Consider the following 21,229-nt stretch of genomic DNA (forward strand, 5'->3'; position numbering starts at 1 on the left):
ACGACCCATGCAGATCGAAGGCAAGGTTGCCGTCATCACCGGGGCGGGATCGGGTATCGGCCGGGCACTGGCGCTGGCGTTGGCCGCCGCCGGGGCGTCGGTGGTCGCCGGGGACATCGATGCCGCCGCCGCCGCGCAGACCGCTGCGACCATCGGTGAACGCGCGCTCGGGGTGGGTGCCGATGCCGCGTCGGCCGCCGGTATCGCCGCCCTGCTCGACGCCGCACGGGAGGCGTTCGGCCGCGTCGACATCTATGTCGCCAACGCCGGCATCATCGGCGTGCCGGGTCTGGGCGGTGACAGCGACTGGGATCGTGTGCTGGAGGTGAATCTGCGCGCGCACATCCGGGCCGCCGACGCACTGCTGCCGGACTGGATCGACCGCGGCAGTGGCTATTTCGTCAGCGTCGCCTCGGCAGCCGGGCTGCTCACCCAGGTGGGCGCCGCCGGGTACGCGGTCAGCAAGCACGCCGCCGTGGGCTTTGCCGAGTGGTTGTCGATCACCTACGGGGACAAGGGGATCGGCGTGACATGCGTATGCCCGATGGGGGTTGCCACACCGCTACTGGAGGCGATCACCGGCGCCGAGGACGCCACCGCCCGGGTCGCGGCCGCGTCCATCACCACCGCCGGTGAGGTACTGAGCGCCGAGGATGTGGCGGCGGCGACGCTGGCCGGGGTTCGCGAGGACCGCTTCCTGGTGCTGCCGCACGCATCGGTTCTCGACATGTACCGGGGCAAGGGCACCGATTACGACCGCTGGATCTCCGGGATGCGGCGATACCAGCGCGCGTTGAACGGCTGAGAACGCTCGGGGCGGGGCGGACGCCGCTAGCCGACGGCGATATCGGCGGCGCTGATGCCGGACAGGTCGGGCACGTTCTGCATGAGCTCGATGCGGGTGCCGTCGGGGTCGGTCAGGTAGATGAACCGGCCGGCCGCCGGGTCGGCGGTATCGCCCAGCACGGTGCGCGTCGACTCCACGAGGGTTCCGCCCGCGGCGAGGATCGCGGCGGTCAAGCCGTCGACGTCCTCGACCCGGAAGGACAGGTGCGTGAAGCCCAGTTCGGTCATCGGTTTGCGCTGTCCCGACCCGGTGATCGGCACGTCGACCCACTGCAACAATTCGATGCGGATGTCATCGCGGATGAGCATCGCCGAGCGGAATCGGCCTTCCTGCTCCATGGTCGCGGCGACTTCGTTGTTGTCGAAGTCGAGCCGATAGAGCACTACGAACCCGAACACATCGGTGTAGAAGCGGATCGAGCGGTCGAGGTCGGTGACGCAGATACCGATATGCGAGAAACCCTGGATCATCAGTGGAGTGTGCCAGAGCCCGGCGCCGCCCAGGCGTGTTTGCTGTCAGACGCACCCGATGTCGCATTCGCCTGACGCGATCGACGCAGCGGGCTGCCGATCCCGGGCGCTAGTTGTCGCAGCGGGCCCGGAAATCCGTGCTGGGCTGCCGGATGCCCCGGAGCTCGTCGCGCACTTGCGGATTGACGTCCATGTACGCGCTCAGCTCGGCCCGGCGCTCCTCCTGCGTCTTGTCTTGCAGGCCGGTGAAGAAGTCGTTCACCGGCGGGTGGGTGAACAGGTAGGCCGATGTCGCGGCGGTGACGCCGGCGATCACACCGGCCAGGTCGGCGGCGGTGCAGTTGGGCGGTGGCGGCGGAGGGAGCGGCTCCGCCGACGCCGTTGCGACGGAACCGAACACGGCCAGCGCACCGAAGGCCGCAGCGAGTATGCGCCGCGCCGGGATGGGATTGATCAGCATGCCGCTCTCCTCGATCGATTGGTGGGTACTCATCGCCCGCGACCGCCCCGGCCGCCGCCACCGCCGGCGTTGGGCCGGCCGCCGCCGGGCAGTCCGATATCGGGGCCGCCGGGACCACCCGGCCGTCCCAGGTCCGGGTCGAGATTGACGTCGATCTCCCAACCCCAGGCGTCGTCACAGGCATACCAGTCGTAGTCGCACGGGTACGGGACGTACGGACCGGAGGAACCGCTCGGCCCGTCACCGGTGTTCGAGCCGCGGACTTCTCCTTGCGAACAGATCGTCGTTCCCCCCGCGCTCGTGCAGTCCGCGGTCGCGGCGGGGGTGGGAGCGGCACCGAGACCTGCACCGATGAGCACCGGCACGGCGAGAACCTGGAACAGTCGCATCACTGACTCCTTCAACCGTCGTGAACCAGCGCCGGAGGTGGCTGCCCCGATCATAGGCCCGTATGCGCCCACCCGGACCGGGATTGCCGCAGGTCATCGTGACTTGTCGGTGGGTAGGGGCACCATGGAGAACGTGCCCGCCGCCGAGGATCCCCTGGCCCGGTTCAGTCCGCTGACCCGGGAGTGGTTCCACGGCACCTTCCCGGCCCCCACCGCGGCCCAGCAGCAGGCGTGGTCGGCGATCGCCGACGGGCACAACACGCTGGTCGTGGCCCCGACCGGGTCGGGCAAGACGCTGGCGGCATTCCTGTGGGCCATCGATGACCTGGCCCAGCATCCGTCCACGACATCGGGGCGGAGCAGGCCGGGCACCCGGGTCCTCTACGTGTCTCCGCTCAAGGCGCTGGCCGTCGATGTCGAGCGCAACCTGCGCACCCCGTTGACCGGTCTCGCGCGGGTGGCCGAGCGCGCGGAGATGCCCGCGCCGAGCATCACGGTCGGTGTCCGCTCCGGGGACACCACCGCCAAAGATCGCCGCGATCTGATCTCCAGACCGCCGGACATCCTGATCACCACGCCCGAGTCGCTGTTCTTGATGCTCACCTCCGCGGCCCGCGACACGCTGGCCGATGTGCGCACCGTCATCATCGACGAGGTGCATGCCGTCGCCGCCACCAAACGCGGTGCACACCTGGCCGTTTCGCTGGAGCGCTTGGACGCGCTGCTCCCCCGTCCCGCCCAGCGGATCGGTTTGTCGGCCACCGTGCGCCCCGCCGAGGAGGTGGCCCGGTTCCTGGCCGGGTCGGCGCCGACCACGATCGTCGCGCCGCCCGCGGACAAGACCTTCGAATTGCAGGTCCAGGTTCCGGTGCCGGATATGACGAACCTGACCGAAGGTTCCATCTGGCCCGATGTCGAGGAGCGCATCGTCGATCTGGTCGAAGCGCATCGGTCCTGCATCGTGTTCGCCAATTCGCGGCGGCTCGCGGAGCGGCTCACCTCACGGCTCAACGAGATCCACGCGCAGCGCTGCGGTGTCGAACTTCCCACCGGCCCCAACCCGAAGGTCCCCGCCGGTGCGCCGGCCCACGTGATGGCCAGTGGGCAGAGCTTCGGCGCCCCGACGGTGCTGGCCAAGGCCCATCACGGCTCGGTCAGCAAGGAGCAGCGGGCGCTGGTCGAGGACGATCTCAAGAGCGGGCGGCTCAAGGCCGTGGTCGCCACCTCCAGCCTGGAACTCGGTATCGACATGGGCGCGGTGGACCTGGTGATCCAGGTGTCCGCGCCGCCCTCGGTGGCCAGCGGTCTGCAGCGGGTCGGCCGGGCCGGACACCAGGTCGGCGAGATATCGCAGGGCGTGCTCTTCCCGAAGCACCGCACCGACCTGATCGACTGTGCGGTCACGGTGCAGCGGATGCGCGCCGGCCAGATCGAGACCATGCGGGTACCCGCGAACCCGCTCGACGTGCTCGCCCAACACACGGTGGCCGCTGCCGCTCTCGAACCGTTGGACGCCGACGCCTGGTTCGACACCGTGCGGCGCAGCGCCCCCTTCGCGACACTGCCGCGCAGCGCCTTCGAGGCCACCCTGGACCTGCTGTCCGGGAAATATCCGTCGACCGAGTTCGCCGAGCTGCGCCCCAGACTGGTCTACGACCGCGACGCTCGCTCGCTCACGGCACGCCCCGGCGCGCAGCGGCTGGCCGTCACCTCCGGTGGCGCCATCCCCGACCGCGGCATGTTCACCGTCTACCTGGCGTCCGAGTCCGAGAAGCCCTCCAGAGTCGGCGAACTCGACGAGGAGATGGTTTACGAGTCGCGGCCCGGGGACGTCATCTCCCTCGGTGCCACCAGCTGGCGCATCACCGAGATCACCCACGACCGGGTACTGGTGGTGCCCGCGCCCGGCCTGCCGGCCCGGTTGCCGTTCTGGCGCGGTGACAGCGTGGGACGTCCCGCCGAGCTCGGCGCCGCGGTCGGCGCGTTCACCGGCGAGCTCGCCCAGCTGGGATCCGACGACTTCCGGAAGCGTTGCCGGGAGACCGGATTCGACGAGTTCGCCACCGACAACCTGTGGCAGCTGCTCGACGAGCAACGGCAATCCACCGGTGCGGTCCCCAGTGACACCACGCTGATCGTGGAGCGCTTCCACGACGAGCTGGGTGACTGGCGGGTGATCCTGCACTCCCCGTACGGACTGCGCGTGCACGGTCCGCTGGCGCTGGCCGTCGCGCGACGGTTGCGCGAGCGTTACGGCATCGACGAGAAACCCACCGCCTCCGATGACGGCATCATCGTGCGGCTGCCCGACGGTGGCGATGATCCACCCGGGGCGGACCTTTTCGTGTTCGACGCCGACGAGCTGGAGCCCATCGTGACCGACGAGGTCGGCGGCTCCGCACTGTTCGCCTCCCGGTTCCGCGAGTGCGCCGCGCGGGCGCTGCTGCTGCCGCGCCGGCATCCGGGCAAGCGTTCGCCGCTGTGGCATCAGCGTCAGCGGGCGGCCCAACTGCTCGACGTGGCGCGCAAATACCCCGACTTCCCCATCGTGCTGGAGACCGTGCGGGAGTGCCTGCAGGACGTCTACGACGTGCCCGCCCTGACCGATGTGATGAACGGGATCGCCCAGCGCAGAATCCGGCTGCTCGAGGTCGAAACCGCCACACCGTCACCGTTCGCCGCGGCGGCGCTGTTCGGATACGTGGGCGCGTTCATGTACGAGGGTGACAGCCCGTTGGCCGAACGACGGGCCGCGGCACTGTCGCTGGACACCGTGCTGCTCGCCGAACTGCTGGGCCGGGTGGAGCTGCGTGACCTGCTCGACCCCGATGTCGTCACCGCGACGACCAGGGCGCTGCAGCATCTGGACGCCGACCGGTCCGCCCGTGACGCGGAAGGTGTCGCCGATCTGCTGCGGCTGCTCGGCCCGCTCACCGAGGCCGAGATCGCCGAGCGGTGCGCGCAGGACGATATCGGCGGCTGGCTGGAGGGGTTGCGCGCAGCCCGGCGGGCGCTGACCGTGTCGTACGCGGGCTCGACATGGTGGGTGACGGTCGAAGATGTCGCGTTGTTGCGCGACGGTGTCGGTGTGGCGGTGCCGGTCTGGGTGCCGGCCGGACTCACCGAATCGGTCTCCGACCCACTCGGCGAGCTGCTGGGCCGCTACGCGCGCACCCGCGGGCCTTTCGGCACCGAGCAGGCGGCCGCCCGCTTCGGCCTGGGCATCCGCGTCGCCGCCGACGTGTTGGGCCGGCTGGCCGGCGATGGCCGGTTGATCCGCGGCGAGTTCACCGAGGCGATCGCGGGCTCATCCGAGCAGTGGTGTGACACAACTGTTCTCAAGATTCTTCGGCGACGCTCATTGGCCGCGTTGCGGGCGGCGGTCGAGCCGGTCAGCACGGCGGCCTACGGCAGGTTCCTGCCCGCCTGGCAACACGTCGGATCCGCGCACAATCGTGGGGTGGACGGCCTGGCCGTGGTGATCGAGCAGCTGGCGGGTCAGCCACTGCCGGCATCGGCCATCGAAACCCTGGTGCTACCCCAGCGGGTCGCCGACTATCAGCCCGCCATGCTGGACGAACTGTTGGCCTCGGGCGAGGTGAGCTGGTCCGGGATGGGGCAGATCGGGGCATCCGACGGCTGGATCGCCTTCCATCTCGGTGACTCCGCGCCGCTGACACTGGCCACCCCCGTCGAGATCGAGTTCACCGATCACCATCGCGCCATCATGGGGTCGCTGGGCTCGTCCGGTCAGGCCGGCGGGGCCTACTTCTTCCGCCAACTGGCCGACGGCGGATCCGAGGGCGATCTCAAAACGGCGCTGTGGGAACTCATCTGGGCCGGCTGGGTCACCGGCGACACCTTCGCGCCGGTGCGCGCCCTCCTGTCCGGTCCGCGCCGCGCCGGCACTCCCTCGCATCGTCAGCGCCAACGGCCCCCGCGGCTGAGCCGCTACAGCCTGGCCCAGGGTCAGCAGCGGGCCGATCCGACGGTGGCCGGTCGCTGGTCGGCATTGCCGGCCGCCGCACCGGATTCCACGGTGCGCGCCCACTTTCAGGCCGAACTGCTGCTGAACCGCTTCGGGGTGCTCACCCGGGGCGCGGCCGACGGCGTGCCCGGCGGATTCGCGATGTTGTACAAGGTGCTCACCGCGTTCGAGGATGCCGGCCGCTGTCAGCGCGGCTACTTCGTGGAATCTCTGGGCGGCGCGCAGTTCGCCACGGCGCCGACGGTCGACAGGCTGCGGTCGTATCTCGACGGTATCGATCCGCAGCGCCCGGCGCTGCACGCCGTCGTGCTGGCCGCCACCGACCCGGCCAATCCCTACGGCATGGCGTTGCCGTGGCCCGATGTCACCGATGTCGGTCACCGCCCGGGACGCAAGGCCGGCGCGTTGGTGGCACTGGTCGATGGACGGCTCGTCTGGTTCCTGGAGCGGGGAGGCAAATCGCTGCTGAGCTTCGGCGCCGATCCCGACGCCCAGGGCGCCGCGGCCGCCGCGCTGGCCGACCTGGTGGGCGCCGGCCGGATCCCGTCGCTGTTGGTCGAGCGTGTCAACGGCGTCGGCGTGCTCGATCCCGGGGCGGGCGAGGACCACGCGGGGGTGCTGGAGGCGCTGGTGGGCGCCGGGTTCGCCCGCACACCACGGGGGCTACGCCTGCGCTGAATCTGTCAAAAGTGACAAAACTCGACGCGGCTGTCCGATACTTCGATGATGGTCTCGCTCATCGTTCATCTCGTCCTGGGCATCGGCGTCGTCACCTGGATCGTGCGCGCGAATCGACAGATCTTCACCCGCCCCGCCGACGGCAGTCCGATGTTCTCGCCGCTGGAGATTCTGTTCTACGTCATCGGCGCGGTGTCGATCGTGCTCGGTTACTACTTCAACCATCAGTTCGTCGCCACCTACGCGGTCGCGGGCGGGAACCCGATCTGGGGTCCCGGCAGTTGGCAGCAGTTCATCATGCTCGGCTATGCGAATCCGGCGGCGGCGTCGGCCAGCCAGGATTACACCATCATCAACGTGATCCTGCTCCCGCTGTTCACCATCGTCGATGGCTACCGGCGGGGGATCAGACGCCCGTGGCTGTTTTTCGTGTCCAGCCTGTTCACCAGTTGCGCGTTTGCCTACGCGTTCTACTTCGCCACCGTGGACCGCGTGCACCGGCAACAGCGGGCCCTGACCACCGTCTGACGCCGTCGCGGCGAGAGCGGACATGTTCAATGGGGTATGCCCGAAGGTGACACCGTCTTCCGCACCGCCGCCAAGCTGCGCGAGGCGCTGGTCGGCAAGACGCTGACCCGCTGCGATATCCGGGTGCCCCGCCACGCGACGGTGAATCTCACCGGACAGGTCGTCGACGAGGTACTCAGCCGCGGTAAGCACCTGTTCATCCGGGTGGGTGAGTCCAGCATCCATTCCCACCTCAAAATGGACGGCAGTTGGCGGATCGGGACGGCGAAGGTGCCCGCACACAAGGTCCGCATCGTGCTGGGCACCGCTGACGCCACGGCCACCGGTATCGACCTGGGCATCCTCGATGTGCTGGAACGCCGCCATGACCAGGATGTGGTGGCCCATCTCGGACCGGACCTACTGGGCCCCGATTGGGACGCACACCTGGCCGCGGCGAATCTGATTGCCCAGCCGGACCGCGAACTCGCCGAAGCACTGCTGGATCAGCGGGTGATGGCCGGCGTCGGAAATGTCTTCGCCAACGAGCTGTGCTTCGTCTTCGGCCGAGCCCCGAACGCCGCGGCGGGCACCCTGTCGGATCCGCTTCGGGTGGCCCGGCGCGCGCGTGACATGCTGTGGCTCAACCGACTCCAGGTGAATCGCACCACCACCGGTAACACCCGGCGTGGCGAACAGGTCTGGGTGTACGGCCGGGCCGGAGAGCCGTGTCGCCGCTGTCGCACCACCATCAAGATGGACAACAGCGGCGACCGGATCAGGTATTGGTGCCCGAATTGTCAGGCAGCGTGAGGCATTTCGTCGTTCCGGGAGGTCGGCTTGCGGTCGGGCAGGGCCAGCCGCAGAATCTTGCGGACCACGGTGGCGAACTGCTTCGGCAGCGGGCCGGTGTTGTAGGGCAGGCCGTAGCGCTCGCAGATCTCACGGACCTCGACCGAGATCTCGGCGTGCCGGTGCGCCGGGATGTCCGGGAACAGGTGGTGTTCGATTTGGAAGGACAGGTTGCCGCTGAGGATGTGGAACCACTTCCCGCCGGTCAGGTTGGCCGAGCCGAGCAGCTGGCGGAAGTACCACTGGCCGCGTGATTCACTCTTGGTCTCTTCGATGGAAAATTCCTGGGTGCCCTCCGGGAAGTGCCCGCAGAAGATGATCATGTAGGACCACACGTTGCGCATCAGGTTGGCGGTCATGTTGCCGGCGAACACCCACGGTGCGAACGGGCCGGCCAGCAGCGGGAACGCCACGTAATCCTTCAACGTCTGCTTCTTGGTCTTCTGCCAGATGCCGCGCAGGATGTCACGCTTGTCGGCGACGCTGATCTCGCCGGCCCGGATGCGTTCGGTCTCCACTTCGTGCAGGGCGACGCCGTACTGGAACAGCACCATCAGCAGGAACGCGTACACCGGGTTACCCAGGTAGTACGGAGACCATCTCTGATCCTCGCTCATCCGCAGGACGCCGTAGCCGATATCGCGGTCCATGTCGACGATGTTGGTGTAGGTGTGGTGCATGTAGTTGTGCGAATGCCGCCACTGGTCGGACGGGCAGGCGTTGTCCCATTCGAACGTCTTGCTGGACAAGGCCGGATCGCCGGTCCAGTCGTACTGGCCGTGCATGATGTTGTGGCCGATCTCCATGTTGTCGAGGATCTTGGCGATCCCGAGCATGGCGGTGCCCGCCAGCCAGAAGGGCGGGAAGATGCCGCCGAACAGCAGGGCCCGGCCACCGACCTCGAGGGTGCGTTGGGCCTTGATGACCTTGCGGATATAGGTGGTGTCCCGCTCACCGAGGTCGGCGATCACGCGTTCGCGGATCGCGTCGAGTTCGGCGCCGAACGCATCGGCCTGCTCGGGGGTCAGGGAGTACTTGTCGGAGCGCACCGCGCGGTTACGGATGTCCTGGGGGCGAGCGGAGCGACGGGAAATGTCCTGGGGGCGAGCGGAAATCGTGTCAGTCATTGCTGTTCCTTCCGTTCTCAGAGTTCGATGGCGACGTCACCGACGGGGGCGGTGACGCAGATCTGGATGTCTTCACCGTCGGCGGTGGACACCGCTCCGGTGATGAGGTTTCGGACCGCACCGCTCTTCTTGAAGCGGGTGCAGCTGTGGCAGATGCCCATCCGGCAGCCGCTCTCCGGGTTGAGTCCGGCGGCTTCGGCCTGGGCCAGCAGCGGCTGCCCGTCGTCGACGACGTCGACACCGCTGTCGGTGAAGGTGATGGTGCCGCCGCTGGTTTCGGTGGGCAGCGCGAACTCGGGGGGCACGAAGCTCTCCGAGTACGCCTGCGGGAAGATCTCACGGACAGCCTCGATGAGCACCGCGGGACCGCACACGAACACGGCATCCGGGTCGGGCATCGCGGCCGCCAGGTGCTCGGGGCCGAACCGGCCGTCGAGATCGGAGCCGGTGGTGTCGCGGGTGTAGCCGTGCAGCACCCGCACACCCGGCAGCGCGTCGAGTTCCTGCCGATAGCAGGCCTCGGCCGCGGTGCGCGCGTAGTGGATGAACGCGATCTCGCCGGAGAATCCCTCGGCGCGCAGCGTGCGCACCATGGACAGCACCGGGGTGATGCCGCTGCCGCCGGAGACGAACAGGAGGCGTCGCGGGCGCACGGGCGGCATCACGAAGTCGCCGCCGACGGAGTCCAGGCCGACCACCATGCCCGGCCGGGCGTGATCGCACAGGTAGGTGGAGACCAGGCCGTCGTCGTGCCGCCCGATCGTCAGTTCGATCAGCGGGCTGCCCTCGGCGCTGGCCGGTGAGTAACAGCGGGTACGGCGCCGCCCGTCGATCTCGACGGACAGGTTGATGTGCTGGCCGGCACGGAAGCCGGCGAAGGCCCCGTTGGGCTGCAGCGTCAAGGTGACGCTGCGTGAAGTTTGGCGGCGGACGGCCACGACGCGTGCGCGGGCCTGGTCCTGCGTCCAGGTCGGGTCGACGATCTCGGTGTAGCGGTCGACACCGTGGGGTCCGGTGAGCAGATTCAGCAGCGGAGACCGGGACATCCGCCGCGTCAATGTTTCGGTGAACATATGTACACTCTGATCCTGTCGGAAGCGCATGGTCAAGGAAATGCTGCAGGTTGTGATGGGCGTAACACAGTGAACAGTCGTACTCTCGAATCACAAACACCCGATAATGGCATCGTCGGAGCTCAGAGCGGGTATACGCCGGTAGGCTCTATGGTTGTGGCAAGTGACCTTTCCAAGTCTCGAACGGGTCGTTCCGACCGCTCGAGCAAGTCACGCTCGCGCGACACCTTGTCGCGCGACGAACGCAAAGAGGTCACCCGCCGCGCCATCGTCGCGGCCGCCCTGCATCTTCTGGAGGAGGGCAGCTTCACCGGCCTGAGCCTGCGCGAGGTCACCCGCGAGGCCGGCATCGTGCCCGCGGCGTTCTACCGGCACTTCGATTCCATGGAGTCACTCGGCCTGGTTCTCATCGACGAGTCGTTCCGGTCGCTGCGGGATATGCTCCGCGGCGCCCGGGCCGGAAAGCTCGACCCCAACCACGTCATCGACTCATCCGCCGAGATCCTGATCACCGGGATCAGCGAGCGCCGCGAGCACTGGCGCTTCATCACTCGCGAACGCGCCAGCGGCGTCGCGTCGCTGCGGTATGCCATTCGCACCGAAATACGGCTGCTCACTTCGGAACTGGCGATCGACCTGGCCCGCTTCCCGGGGCTGAAGAACTGGAGCAGCGAGGACCTCAACATCCTGGCGAACCTGTTCGTCAACGCGATGATCTCCATCGCCGAACTGGTCGAAGATGTCACCGACCCGGCCGCCCTGGAGGCCATCAAGCAGACCGCGATCAAGCAATTGTCGATGATCACGATCGGCGTGCGGGGATGGCGCAGCGAGGACACCTAGTGTGTGGGCCATGGCACACCTGGAGCTGACCCACCCGCGCCCCGAGATCGCCGTCATCACGCTCAACCGCCCGGAGAAACTCAACGCGCTGTCCTCGACACTGGTGGAGGAGCTGCACAGCACCCTCGACACCATCAAGAACGACAACGACTGCCGGGTGGTGGTGCTGACCGGAGCGGGGCGCGGATTCTGCGCCGGCCTGGACCTCACCGATACCGATTCCCCGGCGGCCTCGGCCGGACTGGAGGCGCCGCGCGCGGGGATGCGCTGGCAGGAACGCATCGCCGAGCTGACCGTGAAGCTGCACCGGCTGCGCCAGCCGGTGCTCGCCGCGGTGAACGGCCCCGCCTATGGCGGGGGCTTCGCGCTGGCGATGGCCAGCGACATCCGCATCGCGGCTTCCTCCGCACTGTTCTGTACCCAGTTCATCAAGCTGGGCCTCGGGGGCTGCGATATCGGCGTCAGCTACACCCTGCCGCGCATCATCGGGGCCGGGCCGGCGTTCGATCTGATCCTCACCGCCCGCACCGTCGAGGCCGACGAGGCCCTGCGGTTGGGCATGGTGTCGCGGGTCTGCGCCGATGGCGCGGTCCTGCAGGACGCGCTGCAGATCGCCGAGACACTCTGCGGCTACGGGAAATTCGGGCTCGAATCGACCAAACAGGTGCTGTGGGCCAATCTGGAGGCCGGCAGCCTGGAGAGCGCCCTGCATGTCGAGAACCGTAGTCAGATCCTGTCCTCGTCCAGCGGGGAGATGCGGGCGTTCGTCCAGGCGTTCGCCCGCCGCAAGACCGACTAGCGGGGCGTCCCGCCCCCATCGACGATGACCACCTGGCCGGTCATGTAGCTGCCCGCCCGCGAGCACAGCAACAGCGCCGCACCGACCATCTCGTCGGGTTCGGCCAACCGCTTCATCAGGGTGCCCGCGGCCATCGCGTCGATGACCTGCTGCGGGTTGTTGCGCATCATGTCGGTGTCGACCGGCCCGGGCGCAATCGCGTTGACGCGAATGCCCGACGAGGCCAGTTCGGCCGCCATCGACCGGGTCACCGACATCAAGGCCGCCTTGGCGGAGGCGTAGATGGACAATGCGGGCGCGAAATTGAACGCACCCACCGACACCATGTTGAGCACCGCCGCCGACGGGCTCTGCACCAGGTGCGGCAACGCGTGCTGCACCAGGAACACCGGGCCCTGCAGATTGACCGAGTAGGACTTCGTCCAGGCATCCGGAGTCATCTGGCCCAGCGGTTGGGCCAGAGCATTGGCCGCATTGTTGACCACCACGTCGATACCGCCGAACTCCGCCACGGTGGCCGATACCAGCGCGGCGAGCGAGTCGGGATCACCCACATGGGTCGGGACCCCGAGCGCCTCGCCACCCAGCCCGCGCAGGTGCGCGGCGGCCGCCTCGCAGGCGTCGGCCTTGCGACTGGCCACCGCCACCCGCGCACCCGCCAGGACGAAGCCCTCGGCCAGCGCCAGACCGATTCCGCGGGTGCCGCCGGTGACGATCACCGTGCGATCCGACATGTCGAACAGTTGGTCAAAACCGGTGCGATCCACGCGGGTCAGTAGATCAGATCGGCGCTGTCCGGTCGTGGAGAACGCGGTGCCACGCGACCAGTGGCGCGCGGTGAGCGAAAACCGCTCCGTCATACATTGGCGGGCCTCCGCTGTCAGAATCCGGGCTTGCGACTAATCTCAATCGGAACCGGGCATACCTACCGCAAAGGTTGAACCCGTCACTCTGGAGGTGGAATGCAGATCGCTGGGCGCGGGTTCGGCAAAATTGCCGGTTCGGTTCTGCACCGCCGGAACTACACCGCAGCACGCAACATGCTGCGGGTATACGAGCATCCGGCGCAGGTCTTCCGGCGCTACCTCACCGGCTCCGGCAGCTATCCCACCAGCCTGCGGGTACGCACCCCGTTGGGTTGGGTGACCCTGCGGCTCTACACGGCACACGACCTGTTGACGGTGAACGAGATCTTCTGCCGGTCCGACTACTACGCCGGCGTCGACGACCGCGTCATCGTCGACTTCGGCTCGAACATCGGCATCTCCGCGGCCTACTTCCTGTCCCGGAACCCGGACGCCTTCACCTATCTGTTCGAGCCGTTGCCCCGTAACGTCGGCCGCCTGCAGGAAAACCTGCGACCGTTCGAGGACCGCTACGCCCTGCGGGAAGTTGCGGTCGGCGTGGTCGACGGTGAGGTCGAGTTCGGCTGGGAGGAAACCGGCCGCTACGGCGGGGTGAATGCCGAACTCGGCAATTCACTGACGGTGACATGTGTCAATTCCCAGCAGATTCTGCGCGACGTCGTAGCAAAGCACGGCCACATCGACATCCTGAAGATCGATATCGAGGGATTGGAAGCGGCCGTCATCGGGAACATCCCGGTGGATTTGGCCCGCAACATCAAGAAGCTCTACGTCGAATGGCTGTTCGCCGAGAATCCCTTGGCGCAGACGCACACACTGCAGCATTGGGGCGGTATCGCGCAGTTCACGCTCAAGTCGCACTGAGCAGCGTCCTGGCGCTGGTGAACCGGCGTGGTTGGCCGCTGAGCGGATCGTCGAATTCCAGCCGCTGCGCCAGCAGCTGCAGCGGGCGGCTGAAATCGTCGGCGGCCACCTCTCGGATATCCGGATACAACGAGTCGTTGATGATCGGCACGCCGAGCGAGGCCATCTGCACGCGCAGTTGGTGGGTGCGCCCGGTGCGTGGCGTCAGCCGGTACACCCCGTCGCAGAGGAGTTCGACGTGGGTTTCGGCGTTCGGCTCGCCCGGCTCCTCATAGGCCTGTAATCGGCCGCGCACCTTGACGATCCGGCTTCTGCACACCGTCGGCAGGTCGACCGCCGGTGTGCCGGCCGCGCGCGCCAGATAGGTCTTCCGGGTGCGCTGCTCGGCGAACAGCCGCTGGTAGGCGCCCCGCACCTCACGCCGCGCGGTGAACAGCAGCACCCCGGCCGTCAGCCGGTCCAACCGGTGCGCGGGGCTCAGTTCCGGGAGGTCGAGTTCGCGCCGCAGGCGCACCAACGCGGTCTGCACGACGTGCCCGCCACGGGGCATGGTGGCCAGGAAGTGTGGCTTGTCGACCACCACAATGTCCTTGTCGCGGTGCAGGATCGGCATCTCGAACGGAACCGGCACCTCGTCGGGCAGGTCGCGATAGAGATAGACGACGGCACCGGGCGGCAATACCGTCGACGCGCCGACCACCGTGCCATCGGCGCACACCACCTCCCCGGCCAGAACCTTGGTGGCCGCCTTCTCGCCGAACCGGTCAGCCAGTTCGACGAGCACCGCCCCGCCGCGCAGGCGTATCCGCGTCGGCCCCAGCCCATCACGGTCGGGCAGCGGAGCACTCAATTCAGCGGAACCGGTTCCAGGATCTCCGCGCGCGCCTCCGGTGCGGCCGCCCGCAGCGCGTCCGCCGACTCGTCATCGGGCTGGGTCTGCGAGCGCACCTCGGCCTCGACGCGCGCCAGATATGTTTCGACCTCGCGGTCGACGTCCGCGGCGCTCCACCCCAGCGCGGGTGCCACCACTTCGGCGACCTCGCGGGCACAGTCCACACCACGGTGCGGGTACTCGATGGAGATCCGCATGCGCCGGGCGAGGATGTCCTCCAGGTGCAGAGCGCCCTCGGCGACCACCGCGTACACCGCCTCCACCTTCAGATACACCGGAGCATCGGTGATCGGTTCCAGCAGTTCGGGTTTGACCACCCCATTCTCGGAGGCCATGGCCAGCACCTCACCGATCAGCGATCCGTAGCGATCCAGCAGATGGCGCACCCGGTAGGGGTGCAGGCCGTAATGCGAACCGACATGCGCGGTCTGGTTGACCAACGCGAAGTAGCCGTCCGCGCCCACCAGCGGCACCTTCTCGGTGATGGACGGCGCGACGCGGGTCGGCACGAACTCGGCCGCCGCGTCGATCGCGTCCTGCCCCATCACCCGGTAGGTGGTGTACTTTCCGCCCGCGATCGCCACCAGTCCGGGTGAGGGCACCGCGACCGCATGCTCGCGGGAGAGCTTCGAGGTCGACTCACTCTCCCCGGCCAGCAGCGGCCGCAGGCCCGCGTACACGCCGTCGATGTCGTCGTGGGTCAACGGGGTGGCCAGCACCTTGTTGACGTGTCCGAGGATGTAGTCGATATCGGCTTTGGTCGCGGCCGGATGCGCGAGGTCCAGATTCCAGTCGGTGTCGGTGGTGCCGATGATCCAGTGCGTGCCCCACGGAATGACGAACAGCACCGACTTCTCGGTGCGCAGGATGATCGCCACCTCGCTGACGACGCGGTCGCGCGGCACCACGATGTGCACCCCCTTGGAGGCACGCACCCGGAATCGGCCGCGTTCCTTGGACAATGCCTGGATCTCGTCGGTCCACACCCCGGTGGCGTTCACCACGACGTGCCCGTGCACCTCGGTCACCGCTCCGTTCTCGGAGTCGCGCACCTTGACCCCGGTCACCCGGTCGCCCTCGCGCAGCAGCGCCACCACCTGAGTGGATGTGCGCACCACCGCCCCGTAGTGCGCCGCGGTGCGGGCCACCGTCATGGTGTGCCGGGCATCGTCGACCACGGTGTCGTAGTAGCGGATGCCGCCGATCAGTGAGCTTCGCTTGAGTCCGGGCGCCAGCCGCAGCGCGCCCGCCCGGAGCAGATGTTTCTGCGCCGGAACCGATTTCGCGCCACCCAGCTGGTCGTAGAGGAAGATGCCTGCGGCGACGTACGGGCGCTCCCAGAGCCGCTTGGTCAGCGGGAACAGGAACGGCAGCGGCTTGACCAGATGCGGCGCCAGCGTCGTGAGCGACAGTTCGCGTTCGTGCAACGCCTCGCGCACCAGACCGAATTCCAGCTGTTCCAGATAGCGAAGTCCGCCGTGGAACATCTTGGAGCTCCGGCTGGAGGTGCCCGACGCGAAATCGCGGGCCTCCACCAACGCCACCCGCAGCCCGCGGGTCGCCGCGTCCAGCGCCGCGCCGGCACCGACCACCCCGCCGCCGATGACCACGACGTCGAACTGTTCGCTACCGAGCCGTTCCCAGGCGATCGCGCGCTGGGTAGGCCCGAGTTGAGCTTGACCATTGCCTGAAATCGGGTCAGTCACGGCTACGAGCCTACGTTGCGCGACCCGCCGGTGTGGCCCACCAGGGCGCAGACCTCGCCTTTGGTCGAGGTCGGCTAGTCCAGATCGTCGTGGGCCATCAGTCGGCGCGCGGCCTCCACGATGGACCCGGACAGCGACGGGTACACCGACAGCGTCTGGGCCAGATCGGTCACCGTCAGGTTGTTCTGCACCGCCAGCGCGATCGGCAGGATCAGCTCCGAGGCGATCGGTGCGACCACCACACCGCCGATCACCACGCCGGTGGCGGGCCGGCAGAAAATCTTGACGAAGCCGCGCCGGAGCAACGACATCTTCGCCCGGGCATTGGTGGTCAGCGGCAGCATCAGCGTCCGGGCGGGCACCGCACCGCTGTCGATCGCGGTCTGCGGGACGCCGACGGCGGCGATCTCCGGCCGGGTGAACACCGCCGCGGCCACCGTCCGCAGCCGGATCGGCGAGACCCCCTCGCCGAGGGCGTGGTACATCGCGATGCGGCCCTGCATGGCGGCCACCGAGGCCAGCGGAAGCAGACCGGTGCAGTCACCGGCGGCATAGATGCCCGGCGCCGAGGTGCGCGACACCCGGTCCACGCCGAGGTAATTGCCCGGCCCGAGTTCGATACCCACCCGCTCCAGGCCCAGTCCCCCGGTGTTGGGCACCGAACCCACCGTCATCAGGGCGTGGCTGCCCTCGACGACGCGACCGTCGGCCAACGCGACCTTGATGCCGCGCTCGGTGCGGGTCACCGCATCGGCGCGGGCGTTCTTGACCAGCTGCACGCCGCGCTCGGCGAACGCCTCCTCCAGCACCGCGGCGGCATCGGAATCCTCGTGCGGAAGGATCTGGTCACGGCTGGCCACCACCGTCACCTTGACCCCCAGCTCGGTGTAGGCGCTGCAGAACTCGGCGCCGGTGACACCCGAACCCACGATGACCAGATGCTCGGGGAGTTCGGTCAGGTCATAGAGCTGGCGCCAATTCAGGATGCGTTCACCGTCGGGGCGCGCGTTGGGCAGCACCCGCGGGGTGGCGCCCGTGGCGATCAGCACGACGTCGGCCTTGAGCACCCCCGTCTTGCCGTCGCGGGTGACCACCTTGACCCGATGCGTCGCCATGCCCGGCACGTCATCGACGAGTTCGCCGCGGCCCTGCACCACGGAGACGCCCTGGCTGAGCAGCTGCGCGCCGATATCCGCGGACTGCGATCTGGCCAGCGTCTTGACCCTGTTGTGGATCTGACCCAACGAGATCTTGGCGTCGTCGATGGCGATGTCGAAGCCCAGGCCATTGGCCCGGCGCAGCTCGGTGCGCACGCCGGTGGAGGCGATGAACGTCTTGGACGGGACGCAGTCGAACAGCACACAGGCACCGCCGATGCCGTCGGAGTCCACGACGGTCACCTGAGCAGCCTCGGGTCCGCGGGCCGCGGCGACGAGAGCTGCCTCATAGCCGGCGGGGCCGCCGCCGATGATCACGATGCGGGTTGCCACGTGACAAACCTAGTGGGTCGGTGCGCTCGAGCCCACACGACCGATCTCCCGGGTCGCTGCGCTCTCCCCCGCCGGACCCCTTAAAGTTGGGCCCGTGCCGCTCTACGCCGCTTACGGATCGAACATGCATCCGGAACAGATGCTGCAGCGAGCTCCGCATTCACCGATGGCGGGAACCGGCTGGCTGTACGGCTGGCGACTGACCTTCGGCGGTGAGGATCTCAGCTGGGAAGGCGCGTTGGCGACCCTGGTCGAGGATCCACTGTCCCGGGTGTTCGTGGTGCTCTATGACGTCACCCCCGAGGACGAAGAGAACCTGGACCGCTGGGAGGGTTCCGAGCTGGGCTTCCACAAGAAGATCCGCTGCCGGGTCGACCGGCTCACCTCCGACACCACCACCGACCCGGTGCTGGCCTGGCTCTACGTGGTCGATGCTTGGGAGGGCGGGGTGCCTTCGGCCCGCTATCTCGGCGTGATGGCCGACGCCGCGGAGATCGCCGGCGCGCCCGCGGAGTACGTGCACGACCTGCGCATCCGCCCCGCCGGCAACGTCGGGCCCGGCACCTAGCTCGCGCTTGGCGCGAGCGGCCATGTCTGTACACGGACACGCCGCCGCAGGTGGCATTGTGTGGTCACTCAGGCGACCGCGCGGCACAGATGCCGTTGCAGGCGGCCGCAAGACAAGTCGAGACCTCTCAGCAGCATTCCCCGGTCCGGTTCCGCGCGGGGTGCAGATGCCGTGCCAAAGCCTCGTCAGTGATCCGCAGGCGAGCGCGTGCTCGAATCCGCGTCGGGTGACGTGCTGCAGGATCTGTCCACTGGCGGCAACGCCACCCTGCCGGTCGAAGAGTTCGGCGAGCGCATCGGGCACGCCCACGATCGTCGGCGACGGAGCGCCCTCAGCGACAGGGCCGCGAACGGATCTGTGGACGGCGCCACGATTGTGCACAACCGGCGTTGACGAGCGACCCCAAACTGTCCCGGATCACGGCGTGCCGGCGTACCGACACGGTCGCTCGCAATGTCAGAATCCGGCGGACTGCTCGACCAGGTTCACCATCGTGCGCACCCCCACCGCGAGCGCGCGCTCGTCCAGATCGAAGGTCGGCTGGTGCAGGTCCAGCTGTGGACCGCGCCCGGACCACACGCCCAGGCGTGCCATCGCCCCGGGCACCTCCTCCAGGTACCAGGAGAAGTCCTCGCCACCCCCGGACTGGTGGGTGTCGGCCAGCGCGGTCGGCCCGAGCGCCTCGATCGCGTGAGTGAGGATCCGGGTGGACACCTCCTCGTTGACCACCGGCGGTACACCACGGCGGTAGTTCACGCTGTACTCCACGGCCAGCGGCGCCAGCAGCGACGAAACAATCTCGCCGACAAGCGATTCCAGGGTCAGCCAGGTTTCCCTGCTGGCGGTCCGGATGGTTCCCGCCAGGGTGCCGGTTTGCGGAATCGCGTTGGCCGCAACACCGGCGTTGACCGCACCCCACACCATCACGGTGCTCTTGCGGGGATCGATGCGTCGTGACAGCACCCCGGGGACCCCGGTAATCAGGGTGCCCAGCGCGTAGACCAGATCACCGGTCAGATGCGGCCGCGACGTGTGACCGCCCGGGGAGTGCAGGGTGATCTCGATCGAATCGGCGGCCGAGGTGATCGGGCCCAGCCGCACCGCGACCTTGCCCACCTCCAGCCGGGGGTCGCAGTGCAGGGCGAAGATCCGCGCGACCCCGGCGACCGCACCGGCGGCGACCGCGTCGATCGCGCCACCGGGCATCAGTTCCTCGGCCGGCTGGAAGATCAGCCGCACGCCCGCCGGCAGTTCCGGGGCCGACGCCATGGCCAGCCCGGCACCGAGCAGCACGCTGGTGTGCGCGTCGTGCCCGCACGCGTGTGCGACGCCGGGCACCGTGGAGCCGAACGGCAGTCCGGTGCGTTCGGCCATCGGAAGCGCATCCATATCGGCGCGCAACGCGATCCGCGGGCGATCCTCCGGCCCGAAGTCACAGGTCAGGCCGGTGCCTCCGGGCAGCACCTTCGGGTTCAGGCCGGCGTCGGCCAGTCGGTTCGCCACGAACTCGGTGGTCGCGAACTCCTGGCGGCCGAGTTCTGGGTGGGCGTGGATGTGCCGGCGCCAGGCCACCAGATCATCGTGGTGGGCGGCCAACCATGCCTCGGTATGGGCGCGCAGCGTCATGACGCCCTCCGCCGGGCGTGCGCTTCCATCACCCGTCCACGTTCGGCCGCGTTCTCGGCCAACGCGACAACGGTGCGCGCCAGCATGATCGAACCGTCGATGACCGCCTTGTCCGCGCTGGCCCCGGCGGCGGCGGCGGCGAACTGCGGCTGGTGCAGCGAGGCGCCACCGGCGTCGATGCCCACCACCGGGTGGATCCCCGGCAGCACCTGGGTGACATTGCCCATATCGGTACTGCCCAACGGCAAGGCTGCCTCCAATTCCACCGGCAGCGGGTGCCGGCCGTTGCGAATCATCTCCGCGCGGAACACCGCGGCCAGGAACGGATCCGGGGCCAGTGCGTCATAGGGCGGCGCGGTCTCGACGACGGTGTGCTCGCACCCGGTGGCCAATGCGCCGGAGGCGAAACAACCGGCCATCCTGGCCTCCAGGGCGCGCAACGATTCCATGTCGTTGGCGCGCATCGTGTAGCGCAATTCGGCATGTGCGGGAATCACATTGGTGGCCTGCCCGCCGTCGGTGACGATGCCGTGCATCATCTGGCCCGGGGCGAGCTGCTGGCGCAGCAGCCCGACGGCCACTTGCGCGACGGTGACGGCGTCGGCGGCGTTGATACCCAGATACGGCGCCACCGCCGCGTGGGATTCGCGTCCGGTGTAGCTGACGGCGACCTCGGAGAGCGCCAGCGAGCGAGCCGCCGCGATATCGGCGGGACCGGGGTGCAGCATCACCGACGCGGCAATATCGTCGAACGCTCCGGCGTTGAGCAACAACACCTTTCCGCCACCGGCCTCCTCGGCGGGCGTGCCGATGAGCACGACCGTCAGATCCAGTGCGTCGGCCACCTCGGCGAGCGCCAGCGCGGTGCCCACCGCCGACGCCGCGATGATGTTGTGCCCGCAGGCATGCCCGATCCCGGGCAACGCGTCGTATTCCGCGCAGATACCGACCACCAACGACCCGCTGCCGTACACGGCCCGGAAAGCGGTGTCGAGGCCGCCGGGGGCGGCCTCGATGAGGAAACCGCGTTCGGCGGCCAGCGCCTGGGTTTTGGCGCAGCTGCGGTGCTCGGCGAACGCCAGTTCGGGCTCGGCGTGGATATCGTGCGACAGCGCGACAAGGTCACCGCTGCGGCGGTGGACGGCGTCCTCGACGCTCGCGGACGCGGTGACCGTGGACATCCT

The 21,229-nt window shown here is 68.5% G+C and carries 20 protein-coding genes; 9 read left to right on the top strand and 11 right to left on the bottom strand.

Translation table 11 applies throughout. From position 1 onward, the window contains the following. The first annotated feature begins 7 nt into the window (after window positions 1-7). A complete protein-coding gene (locus A7U43_RS23445) occupies window positions 8-805 on the top strand; it encodes an SDR family oxidoreductase (RefSeq protein WP_067999852.1) in 798 nt (265 codons plus the stop codon). A gap of 26 nt (window positions 806-831) precedes the next feature. Here A7U43_RS23445 and A7U43_RS23450 read toward each other — a convergent pair whose 3' ends face one another. The 3 genes from A7U43_RS23450 to A7U43_RS23460 all read right to left on the bottom strand — a co-directional run bounded on the left by A7U43_RS23450 (window position 832) and on the right by A7U43_RS23460 (window position 2,166). Next, window positions 832-1,317: a VOC family protein gene (locus A7U43_RS23450; protein WP_067999854.1), complete on the bottom strand. Its 486-nt coding sequence runs from the start codon at window positions 1,315-1,317 to the stop codon at window positions 832-834. A 109-nt stretch (window positions 1,318-1,426) separates the two neighbouring features. Beyond that, window positions 1,427-1,777, bottom strand: a complete 351-nt coding sequence (locus A7U43_RS23455; protein ID WP_067999856.1) for a heme-binding protein — start codon at window positions 1,775-1,777, stop codon at window positions 1,427-1,429. Window positions 1,778-1,806: 29 nt separating this feature from the next. Beyond that, window positions 1,807-2,166 carry a hypothetical protein gene (locus A7U43_RS23460; protein WP_067999858.1) on the bottom strand — a complete coding sequence of 120 codons (360 nt, stop codon included), beginning with the start codon at window positions 2,164-2,166 and terminating at the stop codon, window positions 1,807-1,809. Between the two features lie 124 nt (window positions 2,167-2,290). Here A7U43_RS23460 and A7U43_RS23465 point away from each other — a divergent pair, with 124 nt between their 5' ends. The 3 genes from A7U43_RS23465 to nei2 are packed head-to-tail and all read left to right on the top strand — an operon-like array spanning window position 2,291 to window position 8,152. Then, window positions 2,291-6,832 (top strand): ATP-dependent helicase, encoded by a 4,542-nt coding sequence (locus A7U43_RS23465; protein WP_067999859.1) that lies wholly within the window; start codon window positions 2,291-2,293, stop codon window positions 6,830-6,832. A gap of 48 nt (window positions 6,833-6,880) precedes the next feature. After that, window positions 6,881-7,360, top strand: coding sequence for a DUF2834 domain-containing protein (locus A7U43_RS23470; protein WP_068003545.1), 480 nt, complete (start codon window positions 6,881-6,883; stop codon window positions 7,358-7,360). A gap of 36 nt (window positions 7,361-7,396) precedes the next feature. Continuing rightward, on the top strand, window positions 7,397-8,152 hold the full coding sequence (gene nei2 / locus A7U43_RS23475) for an endonuclease VIII Nei2 (RefSeq protein ID WP_067999861.1): 756 nt from the start codon (window positions 7,397-7,399) through the stop codon (window positions 8,150-8,152). Here nei2 and A7U43_RS23480 read toward each other — a convergent pair. Next, on the bottom strand, window positions 8,140-9,318 hold the full coding sequence (locus tag A7U43_RS23480; RefSeq protein ID WP_411289574.1) for a fatty acid desaturase family protein: 1,179 nt from the start codon (window positions 9,316-9,318) through the stop codon (window positions 8,140-8,142). The two genes, nei2 and A7U43_RS23480, sit on opposite strands and share 13 nt — an antisense overlap. Before the next feature lie 17 nt (window positions 9,319-9,335). Continuing rightward, on the bottom strand, window positions 9,336-10,391 hold the full coding sequence (locus A7U43_RS23485; RefSeq protein WP_067999863.1) for a ferredoxin reductase: 1,056 nt from the start codon (window positions 10,389-10,391) through the stop codon (window positions 9,336-9,338). Between the two features lie 150 nt (window positions 10,392-10,541). Between A7U43_RS23485 and A7U43_RS23490 the strand changes: the two genes are divergently transcribed. Both A7U43_RS23490 and A7U43_RS23495 read left to right on the top strand, forming a co-directional pair. After that, a complete protein-coding gene (locus A7U43_RS23490; RefSeq protein ID WP_067999866.1) occupies window positions 10,542-11,234 on the top strand; it encodes a TetR family transcriptional regulator in 693 nt (230 codons plus the stop codon). Window positions 11,235-11,244: 10 nt separating this feature from the next. Then, the gene (locus tag A7U43_RS23495; protein ID WP_068003555.1) at window positions 11,245-12,033 is read left to right on the top strand and encodes an enoyl-CoA hydratase/isomerase family protein; all 789 of its coding nucleotides are present in this window, start codon (window positions 11,245-11,247) and stop codon (window positions 12,031-12,033) included. Here A7U43_RS23495 and A7U43_RS23500 read toward each other — a convergent pair. Further along, the gene (locus tag A7U43_RS23500) at window positions 12,030-12,800 is read right to left on the bottom strand and encodes an SDR family NAD(P)-dependent oxidoreductase (protein WP_068003561.1); all 771 of its coding nucleotides are present in this window, start codon (window positions 12,798-12,800) and stop codon (window positions 12,030-12,032) included. The genes A7U43_RS23495 and A7U43_RS23500 overlap by 4 nt on opposite strands. A gap of 195 nt (window positions 12,801-12,995) precedes the next feature. On the opposite strand from A7U43_RS23500, the gene A7U43_RS23505 reads away from it, so the two are divergent. Further along, window positions 12,996-13,763, top strand: coding sequence for an FkbM family methyltransferase (locus A7U43_RS23505; RefSeq protein WP_067999868.1), 768 nt, complete (start codon window positions 12,996-12,998; stop codon window positions 13,761-13,763). On the opposite strand, the gene A7U43_RS23510 is transcribed toward A7U43_RS23505, so the two are convergent. The 3 genes from A7U43_RS23510 to A7U43_RS23520 form a co-directional block, all read right to left on the bottom strand. Then, complete coding sequence (locus A7U43_RS23510) at window positions 13,750-14,613, bottom strand: pseudouridine synthase (RefSeq protein WP_067999870.1); 864 nt, start codon at window positions 14,611-14,613, stop codon at window positions 13,750-13,752. The genes A7U43_RS23505 and A7U43_RS23510 overlap by 14 nt on opposite strands. Then, a complete protein-coding gene (locus A7U43_RS23515; RefSeq protein WP_067999872.1) occupies window positions 14,610-16,361 on the bottom strand; it encodes a glycerol-3-phosphate dehydrogenase/oxidase in 1,752 nt (583 codons plus the stop codon). Before A7U43_RS23515 ends, A7U43_RS23510 begins: the two co-directional genes overlap by 4 nt. A 74-nt stretch (window positions 16,362-16,435) precedes the next feature. After that, complete coding sequence (locus A7U43_RS23520) at window positions 16,436-17,851, bottom strand: NAD(P)H-quinone dehydrogenase (protein WP_067999874.1); 1,416 nt, start codon at window positions 17,849-17,851, stop codon at window positions 16,436-16,438. A 94-nt stretch (window positions 17,852-17,945) separates the two neighbouring features. Between A7U43_RS23520 and A7U43_RS23525 the strand changes: the two genes are divergently transcribed. Both A7U43_RS23525 and A7U43_RS23530 read left to right on the top strand, forming a co-directional pair. Continuing rightward, window positions 17,946-18,419, top strand: a complete 474-nt coding sequence (locus A7U43_RS23525; RefSeq protein ID WP_067999876.1) for a gamma-glutamylcyclotransferase family protein — start codon at window positions 17,946-17,948, stop codon at window positions 18,417-18,419. Window positions 18,420-18,626: 207 nt separating this feature from the next. Further along, window positions 18,627-18,812, top strand: coding sequence for a hypothetical protein (locus tag A7U43_RS23530; protein WP_067999878.1), 186 nt, complete (start codon window positions 18,627-18,629; stop codon window positions 18,810-18,812). Window positions 18,813-18,875: 63 nt separating this feature from the next. Here A7U43_RS23530 and A7U43_RS23535 read toward each other — a convergent pair whose 3' ends face one another. Together A7U43_RS23535 and A7U43_RS23540 are read right to left on the bottom strand one after the other, a co-directional pair. Beyond that, window positions 18,876-20,045, bottom strand: coding sequence for an amidohydrolase (locus A7U43_RS23535; RefSeq protein WP_067999881.1), 1,170 nt, complete (start codon window positions 20,043-20,045; stop codon window positions 18,876-18,878). Beyond that, window positions 20,042-21,226: a M20 family metallopeptidase gene (locus tag A7U43_RS23540; RefSeq protein ID WP_067999883.1), complete on the bottom strand. Its 1,185-nt coding sequence runs from the start codon at window positions 21,224-21,226 to the stop codon at window positions 20,042-20,044. Before A7U43_RS23540 ends, A7U43_RS23535 begins: the two co-directional genes overlap by 4 nt. Window positions 21,227-21,229 lie beyond the last annotated feature (3 nt).

The sequence above is a fragment of the Mycobacterium adipatum genome (assembly GCF_001644575.1).
GTDB classification, from domain to species: domain Bacteria; phylum Actinomycetota; class Actinomycetes; order Mycobacteriales; family Mycobacteriaceae; genus Mycobacterium; species Mycobacterium adipatum.